General features: G+C 59.9%; 11 protein-coding genes and 2 pseudogenes. All 13 read left to right on the top strand.

Translation table 11 applies throughout. The features are described 5' to 3' along the window. Positions 1 to 8: 8 nt before the first annotated feature. The 13 genes and pseudogenes from A2G06_07005 (at position 9) to A2G06_07065 (ending at position 13,980) form a co-directional block, all read left to right on the top strand. Positions 9 to 716: an acylneuraminate cytidylyltransferase gene (locus A2G06_07005; protein ID ANA40100.1), complete on the top strand. Its 708-nt coding sequence runs from the start codon at positions 9 to 11 to the stop codon at positions 714 to 716. A gap of 24 nt (positions 717 to 740) precedes the next feature. Continuing rightward, positions 741 to 1,676, top strand: coding sequence for a hypothetical protein (locus A2G06_07010; protein ID ANA40101.1), 936 nt, complete (start codon positions 741 to 743; stop codon positions 1,674 to 1,676). Continuing rightward, a pseudogene (locus tag A2G06_07015) lies at positions 1,673 to 2,724 on the top strand (polysaccharide biosynthesis protein). Before A2G06_07010 ends, A2G06_07015 begins: the two are co-directional and overlap by 4 nt. A gap of 66 nt (positions 2,725 to 2,790) precedes the next feature. Continuing rightward, complete coding sequence (locus tag A2G06_07020; protein ID ANA40102.1) at positions 2,791 to 4,179, top strand: hypothetical protein; 1,389 nt, start codon at positions 2,791 to 2,793, stop codon at positions 4,177 to 4,179. 3 nt (positions 4,180 to 4,182) lie between these two features. Continuing rightward, positions 4,183 to 5,613, top strand: a complete 1,431-nt coding sequence (locus tag A2G06_07025) for a nucleotidyltransferase (GenBank protein ANA40103.1) — start codon at positions 4,183 to 4,185, stop codon at positions 5,611 to 5,613. Positions 5,614 to 5,665: 52 nt separating this feature from the next. Continuing rightward, complete coding sequence (locus A2G06_07030; protein ID ANA40104.1) at positions 5,666 to 6,748, top strand: hypothetical protein; 1,083 nt, start codon at positions 5,666 to 5,668, stop codon at positions 6,746 to 6,748. Between the two features lie 39 nt (positions 6,749 to 6,787). After that, entirely contained in the window at positions 6,788 to 8,131 is a 1,344-nt protein-coding gene (locus A2G06_07035) for an aminopeptidase (protein ID ANA40105.1), read from the top strand. Between the two features lie 74 nt (positions 8,132 to 8,205). Continuing rightward, positions 8,206 to 9,413 (top strand): annotated as a pseudogene (locus tag A2G06_07040) (polysaccharide pyruvyl transferase). Between the two features lie 35 nt (positions 9,414 to 9,448). Continuing rightward, positions 9,449 to 9,955, top strand: coding sequence for a hypothetical protein (locus A2G06_07045; protein ANA40106.1), 507 nt, complete (start codon positions 9,449 to 9,451; stop codon positions 9,953 to 9,955). A 5-nt stretch (positions 9,956 to 9,960) separates the two neighbouring features. Next, on the top strand, positions 9,961 to 10,530 hold the full coding sequence (locus A2G06_07050; protein ID ANA40107.1) for a hypothetical protein: 570 nt from the start codon (positions 9,961 to 9,963) through the stop codon (positions 10,528 to 10,530). 41 nt (positions 10,531 to 10,571) lie between these two features. Further along, positions 10,572 to 12,128 carry a hypothetical protein gene (locus A2G06_07055; protein ANA40108.1) on the top strand — a complete coding sequence of 519 codons (1,557 nt, stop codon included), beginning with the start codon at positions 10,572 to 10,574 and terminating at the stop codon, positions 12,126 to 12,128. Beyond that, entirely contained in the window at positions 12,121 to 13,059 is a 939-nt protein-coding gene (locus tag A2G06_07060; protein ANA40109.1) for a glycosyl transferase, read from the top strand. Before A2G06_07055 ends, A2G06_07060 begins: the two co-directional genes overlap by 8 nt. Before the next feature lie 33 nt (positions 13,060 to 13,092). Then, complete coding sequence (locus A2G06_07065; GenBank protein ANA40110.1) at positions 13,093 to 13,980, top strand: glycosyl transferase; 888 nt, start codon at positions 13,093 to 13,095, stop codon at positions 13,978 to 13,980. Positions 13,981 to 13,990 lie beyond the last annotated feature (10 nt).

Consider the following 13,990-nt stretch of genomic DNA (forward strand, 5'->3'; position numbering starts at 1 on the left):
GCACACTGATGCCTGACGCATGTATCGCGGTGATTCCGGCACGGGGAGGCTCCAAGCGGGTTCCCGGGAAAAACATCAAACCGCTCATGGGCAAGCCCCTCATTGCGTACACCGTTGAGGCTGCAGCCGACAGCGGATTGTTCGAGCGGATCGTGATCAGCACCGACTGCCCGGAAATCGCTGAGGTGGCCCAACGGCACGGGGCGGAAGTCCCGTTCCTGCGGGAGGCATCCCTGGCGGACGATATTACCCCTGTCTCGGCAGCGACGGTGGACATGCTGGTAAAACTCGACCCCAACGGCTCCAGCTATGGCTTCGTGTGCCAGATGATGCCCAACTGTCCCCTCAAGACCGCAGCCGACGTGCGCGACAGTCATCGTCAGTTCCTGGAGTCCCGCGCTGATTCACAGTTGTCCGTGGTGCGCTACGGCTGGCAGAACCCCTGGTGGGCCATGCGCCGGGACGACTCGTTCCGGCTCGATCCGCTGTTCCGGGAGGCCATGACCCAGCGCAGCCAGGACCTGCCCGAACTCTTCTGCCCGACCGGTGCCATCTGGTGGGCGAAAGCCGACGTCCTGCGCCGGGAGGGCACCTACCACATCCCGGAGAAGACGGGGTGGGAAATACCCTGGCAACGGGGACTGGATATCGACACCTATGACGACTGGGATATGGCGGAAATCCTGTTTCGTCTCGACAGCGCGAGCCGGCGCTGAACCTGCCCGCTGCCGCGGGGCCCGATGAGCGAGGGAAGACCCATTAAGACTCTGGCGCTGTACACAACCATTTATCCCGGCGTGGAACCCTTTCTACCCGACTGGTATCGCTCCGTGCGGGAGCAGAGCGACCGTGACGTTGCGCTCTGGATCGGGCTCGACTCCCTGACCGTGGAGGCCGCCATCGACGCCATGGGCGGAGATCCTGGTGCCACGTGGGTGCCGGCTGCCCCCGGCGACACCCCTGCGCAGGTCAGACAGCGGGTCTTTGAACGCTTGGTGGACGTGGTTGACGGTGTAGTGCTGGTGGACAGCGACGACATCCTTCATCCCAGCCGGGTCGCCTCGGCTCGCCTTGCCCTCCGGTCAAGCGACCTTGTCGGTTGCGCCCTGCGCCTGGTGAATCAGGAAGGGGGCGACCTTGGGCTCGTGTTCGGGCTGCCGCCCGGGGCCGGTCCCGCCGACGTGCTGCCCAGGAACAACGTTTTCGGACTGTCCAACACGGCCTTCCGGTCTGATCTGCTGCGCCGCTGCCTGCCCATACCGTCCGACGTGGCGCTCGTGGACTGGTACCTGGCAACGCGGGCATGGCTGCTGGGAGCCCGGCTGGACTTCGACAACGTGATCCGGATGGATTATCGGCAGCACGGCGCCAACATGGCGCGGGTAAGGCCTCCCTTCGGCCTGCCGCAGGTGATCAGCGACTGCGGGCGGGTGAGGCATCATTTCCAGCTCCTTCTGGACGCGCTGCCGGAAGGCGTCCTGGCCGACCGTCGTGCCGCCGTGGAGCAGGTGGCCCGCGACGTCGAACAATTCTATCACCGCGTCGTTCTCCAGCCGCCGAGGCTCGAGCAGTATGTCAAGGCCCTGAACGAGCTTGAGCCGGCGCCGCTCTGGTGGTCAACTGTTGCTTATCCCGCGTTGCAGGACCTGTGGACGCATGAAAAGGAGATACAATGAACAGCGTGAAATTCGGAGATGTGCCGGTTGGGACGGATACTCACCCCTATGTAATTGCCGAGATCGGTTCCAACCATAACGGAGACATGAACCTCTGCCGTCAGCTGATCGATGCCGCGGCCGAGGCCGGCGCCCATGCCGTGAAGTTCCAGTCGTGGACGGAAAAGTCGCTCATCGCCCGGGAGGAATATGAGCGTAACACCGAGTACTCCGACAAAAAGCGTCATTTCGGCTCCCTGTGGGACATGGTGAAAGCCTATCAGTTCACGGCAGAGCAGCATAAGGAAGCCCATGCCTACTGCCTGGAGCGTGGGATAGCCTTTTGTTCCACCCCCTTTTCGCCGGAAGAGACCGATCTGCTGGAATCGCTGGACGTGCCGTTCTACAAGATTGCATCCATGGATATCGTTCACCTGCCGTTTCTGAAGTACGTGGCACGCAAGCAGCGGCCGATGCTGCTCTCGACCGGTATGGCAACCCTGGCGGAAATCGAGGCGGCCGTTGAAACCGTGCGTGCCGAAGGTAACGATCAGATCGTGCTGCTGCACTGTGTATCAATCTATCCGCCCGACTACGAGATGATCCATCTGCGCAACATGGCCACGCTCCAGCAGGCGTTTGATGTCCCGGTCGGGTTCAGCGATCACACCATGGGTACAGCCATCCCCCTCGCGGCCATTGCCCTGGGAGCCTGTGTAATCGAGAAGCACTTCACCCTCGACCAGGATATGGAAGGATGGGATCACGCCATCTCCGCCACGCCGGCCGAGTTGCGGACCATCGTGGAGGAGGGGAGAAACATCCGGATAGCGCTCGGCGGCGGCAAGCGAATCGTTACCGAAGCGAGATGGAGAAACGCAAGAAATTCAGGCGGAGCCTGGTAACCCGCCGCGCCCTTCCCCAAGGCCATGTCCTCGTCGAAGCCGACCTGGACGCCAAGCGTCCCGGCACCGGCATTTCCCCCGCCGAGATGAACTATGCCCTCGGCCGCAAGCTGGCCCGGGACATGCAGGAAGATGACGTTATCCGCTGGGAGGATCTGGTGTGATGGGTCCGCTGCGGCCAGAGCACGGGATGGGCGGCATGTGCCGCATGAATGTCAGAGGTGAGCTTGATGTCTGAAACCGTGTATGTCGTTCATTGCATCGATACCGAAGGACCTCTGCACGAATCGACCGAGGCAACCTTCGATCGTCTGAAATCGATCTTCAAGCTCGATCTGGAGCCGAGCTCCGCACTGCTGCGCCGCCTGCAGGCCGGCGAGGTGGACCTGGGCGGGATCGAGTCGGCGGTGATGAAGGTGGTGGACCCTCATCTCCTTGCCTACAACGATACCTGGGACAAGGTGGATGCCATGCTGGCCGAATGTCTCTCTGACGAGTTCCGCATGAAGATGCGCGACTCCTTCGGCGGTGGATGGGTCTACAACTGGTTCTGCGTCGATCATGTGGATTACGATTATAATCCCCGCCGGCGGGACATGGGATACCACAATGTCTTCGACCACTACCGGCAGCTCATGCGGGAAACGGGGTCAACCCGGGACGGGCTCCATTTCCACTACCATCCCCATCCCTTCAGCCGGGAGGCCCATCGCTGCGCCACCCACTGGTGGGCCAATTCGGACAGCCTGCCCCAGATCCTGTCGCGGCGGGTCATTGACCGGAACTGGTTCCCGTCTGCCCATCGGCCCGGGTTCCACGTGATCCGTCCGGACAGTCACTGGTTCCTGGAGCAGTTCATTCCCTTCGACTTCTCCAGCCAGGCCATGGTACCGACCGGGGACGACACCGCCCAGTTCGGTCTCAAGGGAGGGCGGTTCGGCGACTGGCGCCGGGCGCCGGTGAACTGGCAGCCGTTCCACCCCGCGCCCGATGATTACCAGGTGCCCGGCTCCTGCCGCCGCTGGGTGGCGCGCTGCCTCAATGTGGGCACGCGGTACAGGCTCATGACAGAAATCGATGTGCGCCAGGCCTTCCGTGAGGCCCGGGACGGCAAACCCGTGGTGCTTTCCTTCACCAATCATGATTTTCGCGACATGCGGCCCGACATCGAAGGCGTGCTGCACCTGCTCGGCCGCGTTGCCGCCGAGTTCCCGGATGTCCCGTTCCGGTTCGCCGAGGCGCTGGAGGCCATGCGCGGCGCGTTCGGCCTGCCCCTGCCGCCGCCCTGCGAGCTGGACCTTACCCTGACCGCCGTGGGCGATTCGGCCCACGTGCTGGAGGTCCGTTCCGAAACGCCGACCTTTGGCCCGCAGCCCTGGCTTGCCCTCAAAACGGCGGCCGGAACGTACCACTATGACAACTTCGACATCGAGATACCTTTCCACCGCTGGCAGTATGTGTTCGACGAGGAAACGTTCCCCCTGAACGCCCTGAGTGCCGTGGGGGTTGCCGCCAACAACGCTGCGGGCACTGCGACCGTGGCCGTGATGGACACGGCGACCGGTACGGTTACCAGACGCCACTGGAATGGAACATCATCCGCCAGCCACCAGGAGTGAGCCATGACCTCCGATACCAAAACCATTCTCGAACAGGTCGTCGTTTCTCCCGACGTCCCCATTGCCGAGGCCATCGCCCAGCTTGACAGGGCAGGGACCGGCTCCCTCGTGGTCTGCTCGGCGGACAGAAAGCTCTACGGCCTCCTGACCGACGGTGACGTGCGCCGTGCCCTGCTCAAGGCGGTCGACATGAGCGCGCCGTGCGGCGACATCGCCAACCGGAAGCCGGTAATCACGTTCGTGCCGCTGCTGCCGATCGAAGCCCTCCGGCTCATGAACCATCACGACATCAACCACCTGCCGGTGCTGGACGCCGAGGGGAGGGTGGTTGATTTCCTGTTGCGCCGCGACCTGGTTGCCGAGGACGAATTGGCCGCCCGGGCCAGACGCCGGCTCGACAGCGTCGTCATTCCCTGTTCCGCCTCCATTGCCGAGGCCATCGCCCAACTGGACAGGGCAGGGACCGGCGCGCTGGTGCTCTGCGCGGAAGAGGACCGGCTCCACGGTCTCCTGACCGACGGCGACATCCGCCGGGCCGTGCTCCGCGGCGTCTCCCTCGATGCCCCCTGCCAGGATATCGCCAGCCGCAGGCCCGTGACGGTGGATCCTTCGTTTTCGGCAGCCCGGGCCCTCCAGCTGATGAACCAGCACGATATCAACCACCTGCCGGTGGTGGACGACACGGGCCGGGTCGTCGATTTCCTGCTCCGCAGGGATCTCATTGCCGATGACCAGCTCAACCTGTCGGCGGTGGTCATGGCGGGAGGTTACGGTAAGCGGCTGCTCCCCCTCACCGAGCAGGTTCCCAAGCCGATGCTCCCGGTGGGTGACCGGCCCCTGTTGGAGCGGACCATCGACCAACTCCGCCGGTCGGGCATCAGGGAGGTCAACCTGACCACCCACTACCTGCCCGACAGCATCGTGGAGCACTTCGGCGACGGCGATTCGTTCGGCGTGAAGCTGAATTACCTGAAGGAAGACCATCCCCTGGGCACCGCCGGCGGGCTCAAGCTGATGAAAAAGGCGAGCGGCCCCTTCCTGGTGATGAACGGCGACATCCTCACCGGTGTTCCGTTTCAGGAAATGTTCGCCTACCACCGCAAGAACGGCGCCGAGATCACCGTGGGGGTCAGGAAATACGAGGTTCAGGTCCCCTTCGGCGTGGTGGAGTGTGAAGATGTCAGGATCACGGGGCTGAAGGAAAAACCGTCCCTCACGTTCTTCATCAACGCGGGAATCTATCTGCTGGAACCGTCGGTCTGCGACCTGATTCCCGAGGGGGAGCGCTTCGACATGACCGACCTGATCCAGAAGCTGCTGGACGAGGGCCGCTCCGTGGTCAGCTTCCCCATCATGGAGTACTGGCTCGATGTGGGGCGGCACGAGGACTACCAGAAGGCCCAGGAAGATGTGCGGAGCGGAAAGATACAGTGACGTGCGCCGACAACCATCCGTTGCCGGGCGGCATGGCGGGAGCCTGCTGACCATGGAGCGAGACCGGAGAATTGATACCATTCGTGGCCTGCTTGTGGCGATCATGATCATCGACCACGTGGGGGGCTACCTGAAGCTGGCCACGGCACAGACCTTGGGGTATGTCTCGGCTGCGGAAGGATTCGTCTTCCTGTCGGGATTTATATGCGCCAAGGTCTATGGCCGATACCTGGACAACACCAGGCAGTTGCTGACAAAGACCTTCAGGAGAAGCTTCCTCATCTACCGGTACCACATTGCCGTGGCGCTGCTGCTGCCCCTGCTGGCGCTGCTGATTCCACCGTACCAACGGTCGTGGATGGAACTTCTGCACCCCTACGACGTGGCCCCGCTGAAAACGGTCCTGCTCGATCTGGTGCTCCTCCACCAGGGTGATTATCTCGATATCCTGCCGCTCTATGCCTGGTTGCTGCTGTTGTGCCCCGCGCTGCTTCTTCTGGTGCGCCGGGTGGGAGCGGTTTCGGTCCTGGCCGTCAGTTTCGGTTTCTGGGTTGCCGGCCAGTTTGTCGATCCGATGCAGCTCATTGCCAGTTCCTTTGGCGCCCAGTATGGTACCGGCTTCTTCAACCTGATCTCATGGCAGTTTCTGTTCACCCTCGGTCTCTGCCTCGGCACATCCGGCCAATGGCTGGACAGGCTGTGCGCCAATAAGATGGTGCTGGCTACCGTTGCAGTATGCTGCCTTGTATTTTTCGCCTTCAGGCATTCCGACCTGGCGGTCAATCACTCGCTATTGGTCGACAGGAGCAAGCTGCCGATACATCGCCTGCTGAACTTCTGTTTTCTCATGGTGCTGCTCCGCCAGATGCTCCAGAACGTGCCCCGCGATTTCTTCGTGCCGTATGTCGAATATATCGGCCGACATTCGCTGCAGATATTTTCCCTGCACGTGCTGGTCATCTATCTGTTCAGACCCGTGGCCTGGCGGGTGGATGCCATGTTCGACGAGGCAGGGCTCACTGCCCTGTCCCTCGTGATCTTCGCCCTGAGTACCCTTCCGGTCTATGTGTATAACCGGTACCGGCAATCATCCTTCCTCCTGTTCCGGCAGGGGCTGGACAGCGGTCTGCGCTGAGGCGGCGCAGCTCAAAACTTCGATGACGGATTGAACTGTATGACGATTGATGCCACTTCCTTTGATTTCACTACCTGCGGCGAGGAGATGTACCGGCTCTTGGCAGAGCTGTTTCCCCTCTGTCGCAGCATTACCGGCGACGGTGTCCGGGAAACCCTCCGGACCATCCAGGGGCAGATCCCTCTCCGGCTCGTGGAGGTCCCTACAGGCACGCAGGTGTTCGATTGGACCGTTCCCCGCGAATGGGCGATCCGCGACGCCCACATCAGCGACAGCAATGGCAAACGGATCGTCGATTTCCGGAGTAACAACCTCCACGTGGTGGGCTACTCCGTGCCGGTGGACAGGACGATAAGCCTTGCCGAACTGCAGAACCACCTCTATTCGCTGGAAACCATGCCCGACGCCATCCCGTACGTCACATCCTACTACCAGGAGCGCTGGGGGTTCTGTCTTACGCACCGCCAGCGCTCCGGCCTTCCCGACGGCGAATACCGGGTCTTCATCGACAGCGAACTGAAAGACGGCCATCTGACCTATGGTGAGTTGATCATTCCGGGGGAGACCGACCGGGAGATCTTCCTTTCAACGTATGTCTGCCACCCGTCCATGGCCAACAATGAGCTGTCGGGGCCGGTGGTGGCAACCATGCTGGCCAGGTGGATCATGAGCCGGCCGCGCCGGTTCACCTACCGCATCGTCTTCATTCCCGAGACGATCGGCTCTCTGACCTATCTGAGCAGGAATCTGGACAGAATGAAGGAGAACATCGTGGCCGGGTTCAACCTGACCTGCATCGGCGACGACCGGGCCTATTCCTTCCTTCCCTCGCGAAGCGGTTCGACCCTGGCCGACAGGGCCGCCCTGAACATCCTGGGGCACAAGCATCCGGACTTCATCAGGTACTCCTTCCTGGACCGCGGCAGTGACGAGCGCCAGTACTGCAGCCCGGGGGTCGACCTCCCGGTGGTGTCGGTCATGCGTTCCAAATACCGCGAGTACCCGGAGTATCATACCTCCTTGGACAATTTGGACCTGGTGACGCCGGCTGGCCTGCAGGGGGGATTTTCGGCGGTGCGGGACTGTCTCGAACTTCTGGAAAACAACCGCGTCTACCGGGCAACGTGCCTCGGCGAACCCCAACTCGGCAGGAGAGGGCTGTTCCCCACCGTGGGCACCAGGGATTCCCACAGCCAAGTGGCCGATATGCTTAACGTTCTCGCCTACGCGGACGGAACCAAAGACCTGATCGACATCAGCAACACCATTCAGGCGCCGGTTGACCGGCTCTACCCGATAATTGACAAACTGGCCGCCGCCGGCCTGTTGGTCGAGCAGGCGGCGGACCTTTCCTCCCGTGACGTCGTGGGGGCCGGCGTATGAAAGTCTTCTTCATCAATGACTCCACGAGTAACCACAACTGGGGAGACCGGGCCGCCGCCATCGCCCTCAGGAAGATGATCTGCGCCAGCGGTGCCCGGATCATCGGTGCGGTAACCGAGGATGATCTCAAGTTTTCCCTGCTGTACAAGCAACGCGATCCGACGGAGAGCCTGACGCAGAAAATCGTCAAGCAGTTCATCCCACCGCTGGTTACCAAGGCCAGGATGCTGATTGACAGGCTTTTGCCCGCTGCCGGCAGCGACGATATGATACCTGCTTCGTGGGACCAGTTCGAGAGCGCCGCCGATATGGTCCTGAGGGACCCCCATGTCCGCTCGTCCCTGGTGAGGATGATCGAAGATGCTGACTTGGCGGTGATCCACGGCGACGGCTGCATGGTGGGCAATACCCGAATTGCGCGGGCCGAACTGTTTCTGAGCTACCTGATCAAAAAGCGGTTCGGCAAGCCGGTGATCATGGTGAATCACACCGCGGATTTCGATCACCCCACACTGCGCGCCATGGCCGAGAATGTCTACCCGCTGTTCGATGACGTGGTGTTCCGCGATCCCATTTCAGCCCAGCGCTGTACCTCTCTGTGCCGCGGCAGATTCAGCGCCGACACGGCATTCCTGTTCAAGCCCGTGCCCCTGGCTGACTGGCTGCCCGTTGCCCAACGCCCTACCTATTTCGACGTGTGGCCCGATACGGCCTGCTTCAACCCGGCGGAGCCCTACCTCTGTATCGGCGGCTCGTCCATTTTCTCGTACAACGGCACGCCTCAGGAGCTGATCGAGCGCGTTGCGGCGCTGGTAACCCATATCGGCTCCATCTACCGGGGGCAGATTGTCCTCACCGTCTCGGACATTGTAGATCAGGCGGTCTTCCGTCCCATTGCCCAGCAGTTGAATTTGCCCCTGGTGGGCCTGACGACGCCGGTGCAGCAGGCCGTCGACATCATCGGCAATGCCCAGGCCTACGTGGAGGGAGATGGCATCCGAGTATTTTCGCCTTGCGCGGCGGGACTCCGGTTGTTCCCATATCGTCCAAGACCTTCAAAATGCAGGCTCTGATCGAAATGTCGGGGCTGGCATCGTGCACCTTTGACGCCTTGAGCATCGATCAGGAGAAGGAACGAATGGGACAGCAGCTCATGAGCTACATCGCGCAAGGAGATGGGCTGAGGAACCAGCTGAAGCTATGGGCTGAGGAAAAATCGAAGAACTGTTGGGATAATGTGACATATCTGAAGCAATTCCCGGGCTCGGCAACAACTGCCTGATTGAAGAAGGATCCCCACATGCACCGGAGCACGTTATGACAGTATTTGTAATAGAATCGCCATTTCAGGTAATGAATGCCATAGAGGCGGTCCATCATTTCAAGTTTGAAGACAATGTCATCATTGTATTGTTGTCGGGGCTTTTCAGCAAGGAAAGCTATGAAAGAATTATTGACAAGAACCAGTGGAAGGAAGTCAGGTACATCCCTTTTCGCTATAAATTGACCAACAGTGATTTCGGACTTCATCCGCCGAAGAATGTCTATGAAAGGATGCAGGAGCTTTACCTGACGCTGGATCGATCAGTCAAGAAAAAGGTCATCAATAACATGTGCCAGTCGTTGGGCAGGGTTGACAATCTTGTGTTGGGCAGTTATCGACGGTATTACGACATTCATATGAGGCACATCGCCAACAATGTCGATCACAACAGGCTGTTCCTGATCGATGTGGGAACGGATACCCTCGAAATCGGCAGGCAGAGGATTGAAGAACACAACGCCGGCCCCGGTGCCTCGGGGATGAACCGGCTAAGTCGTTGAAAAGTATGCTTCGCGACAAGTTGGTGGAGTGGGACGGGACCGGTGTCGACTCGCTTACCTTTTTCACCAGCTATGATTTCGAAGTTTCCGGCCCGGATCGAGTCATCAAGAACGATTATCGTTATTTCAAGTCGCTCGCCGACAGGGCGGCAGTCTCCGACGGTGTCTGGTTCATAGCCCAGCCGCTGGTGGAGCAGGAATACCTGACCCATGAAGTCTACGTCCGATACCTGGCCAAGGTGAAGCAGTACTTCTCCGGTCGCCCGGTCTTCTATATTCCCCACCCGCGTGAGTCGGGCAGGTATATCGAGCTGGCACGGAATGAGTTCGGCTTCGAAACGAAGCGATTTGATGTTCCGATCGAGTATGCCGTTACCGTAGGCGGCAGTCGGCCCCAGTGCATCGCATCGTTCTTCTCCTCAGCACTGGAGAATTTTGCCGTAATTTTCGGTAACCGCATCGATATCAAGGCGTTTTACCTTCACGGGGCAGATCTTCTCAAGAACCATGAAAGCGTTGACGAGGTGTATTCGCATTACGTGTCAAAGGGGATGGACATAGAGGTCGTTTCCTGATGCCGGGCGTATTGCCTGCCGGCCGGGACGGAGATTGAGGCATGGGCCTGGGTCGCCAGATATTCAAACATACCGCCATCTACAGTGCGGCGACCATAGTCGGAAAGCTTGCCAGCTTCCTGATGCTGCCCTTCTATGCGCACATCTTCCAGACAAAGGGATACGGCGTCATCGGCATGATCGATGCCAGCCTCGGCATCCTGACGGTCCTGTTCACCGGCGGCTTCCAGATGGCCATCCTGCGCATCTACCACGAGCAGGAGGACCATCGCAAGGAACTGGCCCTCGGCACCGGAGTTCGCCTGGTGTGGGGCTTGAGCGCCCTGACCGTAGTGCTGCCCATCCTCTTCAGCTCACCCATTAGCCGGTTCGCCCTGGGCAGTGCCGAGTACTACCCCCTTGTCTGTCTCGCGCTGGTAACGTTCGTCATCGACGTGGCCGGTCAGAGCGCCAGTACCTTTCTGATTATCCGGCAGAAATCGCTGCTCTTTTCCACGGTCGGTCTCGTGCGTCTCTTTCTCGGCCTCTCCCTCAATATCTGGCTGGTGGTCATCCTTCAGGTCGGCCTGATCGGGGTATTCATCTCGTCCCTGGTGTCCGCCGCCGTGAGCACCCTGATATTCCATGTGGTGGCCTTGAGGGACCACGGTTTCGGCTTTGACCGGCAGATTGCCGGGAGCCTGCTCAGGTTCCAGTTGCCCCTGCTTCCCGGTGAACTGGTCGGTTTTCTCGGGCGTCAGGCCGAGCGGGTTCTGGTGCGGTTTCTGATCGGGCTCGAAGGGATGGGCGTCCTGGAGATGGCTTACAAGTTCGCGCCGCTGCTGAATCTGCTGATCAACATTCCCTTCGGCAGAAGCTGGCGCACCAAGAGCATCGAAATCGCCGAACAGGAAGACGCGCCCCGTGTCATGGGCGAGATGTTTACCCGCTACCTGTTCTTCATGATTTTTGTCGGGCTCATCCTGGCCGTGGTCATGCAGGACATTCTGGAACTGATGACACCTCAGTCGTTCTGGTCAGCCAAGCGGATCGCCCAGGTGGAAATCGTCACCACCATCCTCACGGGATGCACCACGTTCCTGTCGTTCGGCATTCTCTACCGCAAGGAAACCAAGATTTTCACCTATGTGAAGTCAGTGCTCACCCCGATCAAGATAGCTCTCGCCTTTACGCTGATCTCCCTGTGGGGGCTGTCGGGCGCGGCCTATTCGGCGCTGATCATCGAAGCGGTCACCCTGGTCTGGATATTCCATAGATCCCAGGGACTTTACCGGATTCCCCTTGAATACCGCCGTATCGGGGTCATGGTGGGCGGAGCCGTCATTATCTTTGCTCTGCTGGACGGTAACCGCTATGAGCATTTCGGTCCCGCGGTCTATGCCCGGGAATATCTGCTGCCCGGAGTGACCGGCTTCCTGCAGGGCACCCCTCTGGGAGAATGGAAATCCGGCAAACTGATTCACTTGTTCAGGATGAAGGAGGGACTGGTGGTTTCGCTCTTTTTCAACATGCTCGCATCCATGATGTTTCTGGCCGTTATTCCCCTCCTGAGGGGGAAAAAGCTCCTGCCTGGCCAGCACGAGGTCAATAATGCCTAAACTGAGCATCATCATACCGGCCTACAACAACGCCCACCTTCTGCCGGAGACGCTGGACAGCATCTTCAGCCAGGACTGCGAACCGTTCGAGTTGATTGTCGTGGACGACGGTTCCACCGACAACACGCGGGACGTTGTTGAAGGCTATGGCCGGGGTATCGTCTACCTGTGGCAGGAAAACAGCGGCGGCTGCTCAAAGCCGCGCAATGTCGGCATTCGCCATGCAACCGGCGAATACATTGTCATGTTCGACTCCGACGACATCATGATGCCCGGCAAGATCAGGTGGCAGATGGACTTTCTCGACCGCAACCCCGGCGTGGACTTTGTGTTCACCGATTTTTGCGATTTCCACGGCACTGAGATCCTGGCCAGCCACATCACCACCTGTCCGATCTTCAACAGCCTGCCCATACAGAAGGTCGGCGAAGATGCCCACGTGATCAGCAGCACCGACGCTTATGAGACTCTTCTGGTGGAAAATTTCATCGGCGGCTCCGCCATGATGTTCAGAAAGAGCCTGTTTAACGAGGCCGGCCCCTTCGACGAAACCCTGGAAGTCAGCGAAGACATCGATTTTACCCTGCGGGTGGCGCGCACGCATGCCGTTGGCTTCATCAACAGGATCGGGCACCACCGTCGCCTGCACGACGGCAACATGACCTCCAAGGCTGAGAAGATCCTCACCAGAAGCCTCAGGGTCTTTGGCGGGCATCTCAGCGCACCGAAATCGCCCACAGCCCAGCAGCGGCTGATTGACAAGGTGGCTGGCCTGCACGGAGCCCTCGCGTATCATTACCGGGAAAACGCCCGCTATGGCGAGGCGCTGGCCGAATACCGGGCTTCATTGAGCCTGAGGCCCGCCTGTTTAGGGACCTACAAGGCGATGGCAAAGCTTGCGGTCATGGCCATCGCCAGGGGCGGGAAATAGCAGCCCAGTTTGAATCGGAAAGGCAGGAGCGGCATGAAACAGCCAAAAGTAAGCGTCATAGTCACCTGTTACAATTACGCAAACTATCTGGAGGGGTGCCTGGCGTCCATTCTCAACCAGACCTACCGGGACTTTGAGCTGGTGATCGTCAACGACGGCTCCACCGATAACACCGACGAGGTTATCTCCAGGTTCCTCGCTAATGACAAGGTCAGATACATCAACCAGAAGAACACCGGCCAGGCCATTGCCACTAACAACGGCATTGCGGCCGCCGCCGGCGAGTTGATCGCCTTTCTGGACGCGGACGATCTGTGGGAGCCCACCAAGCTTGAGAAGCAGGTCCGCCTGTTCAACCGCGATTCCATCGGCGTGGTCTACAGCCGCATCAGGTTCATGGACGCGGAGGGGCGTCCCCTTGACATGCAACTGGAGGGCAAGTACTACACCCCCCGTTCCGGCCGAGTGACCGACGCCCTCCTGTTCGAGAACTTCATTCCCTACTCATCCACCCTGGTGCGCAAGGAATGTTTCGACAAATTCGGCATGTTCAACCCCGAATACAAGAACGGCCTCGATTGGGACCTGTGGCTGCGGATATCCCGGGAGTACGAATTCGACTTTGTGGACGAGTACCTGCTCATCTACCGGATTGGTCACCCGGGGCAGTTGACCTCCAATGTGGAGCGGAGCGTCCAGTGCGCGGATCTGATTTTCGACCGTTTCCTCGAAGAAAACCCCGGCATCGTTCCCGACAGCGTGGTCAGGAAGGCCATGGCCTATTCCTACTGCCGGCGGGGCAATCAGTTCCGAAAGATCGACCGCAAGCGCTCCAACGGTTTTTTTCTGAGTGCGTTGGCCAAGAACCCGGCCGAAATCGGAGCCTACGTGGGGCTGGTGAAGAACTTTCTCAACGTATAGGAAAAGGCAA

The sequence above is a fragment of the Geobacter anodireducens genome (genome assembly GCA_001628815.1).
Classification (GTDB): domain Bacteria; phylum Desulfobacterota; class Desulfuromonadia; order Geobacterales; family Geobacteraceae; genus Geobacter; species Geobacter anodireducens.

Coding starts and splice junctions, on each gene's coding strand:
- A2G06_07065 (ANA40110.1), top strand. CDS start 13,093: ATGAAACAGCCAAAAGTAAGCGTCATAGTCACCTGTTACAATTACGCA.
- A2G06_07005 (ANA40100.1), top strand. CDS start 9: ATGCCTGACGCATGTATCGCGGTGATTCCGGCACGGGGAGGCTCCAAG.
- A2G06_07010 (ANA40101.1), top strand. CDS start 741: ATGAGCGAGGGAAGACCCATTAAGACTCTGGCGCTGTACACAACCATT.
- A2G06_07030 (ANA40104.1), top strand. CDS start 5,666: ATGGAGCGAGACCGGAGAATTGATACCATTCGTGGCCTGCTTGTGGCG.
- A2G06_07025 (ANA40103.1), top strand. CDS start 4,183: ATGACCTCCGATACCAAAACCATTCTCGAACAGGTCGTCGTTTCTCCC.
- A2G06_07045 (ANA40106.1), top strand. CDS start 9,449: ATGACAGTATTTGTAATAGAATCGCCATTTCAGGTAATGAATGCCATA.
- A2G06_07050 (ANA40107.1), top strand. CDS start 9,961: ATGCTTCGCGACAAGTTGGTGGAGTGGGACGGGACCGGTGTCGACTCG.
- A2G06_07035 (ANA40105.1), top strand. CDS start 6,788: ATGACGATTGATGCCACTTCCTTTGATTTCACTACCTGCGGCGAGGAG.
- A2G06_07020 (ANA40102.1), top strand. CDS start 2,791: ATGTCTGAAACCGTGTATGTCGTTCATTGCATCGATACCGAAGGACCT.
- A2G06_07060 (ANA40109.1), top strand. CDS start 12,121: ATGCCTAAACTGAGCATCATCATACCGGCCTACAACAACGCCCACCTT.
- A2G06_07055 (ANA40108.1), top strand. CDS start 10,572: ATGGGCCTGGGTCGCCAGATATTCAAACATACCGCCATCTACAGTGCG.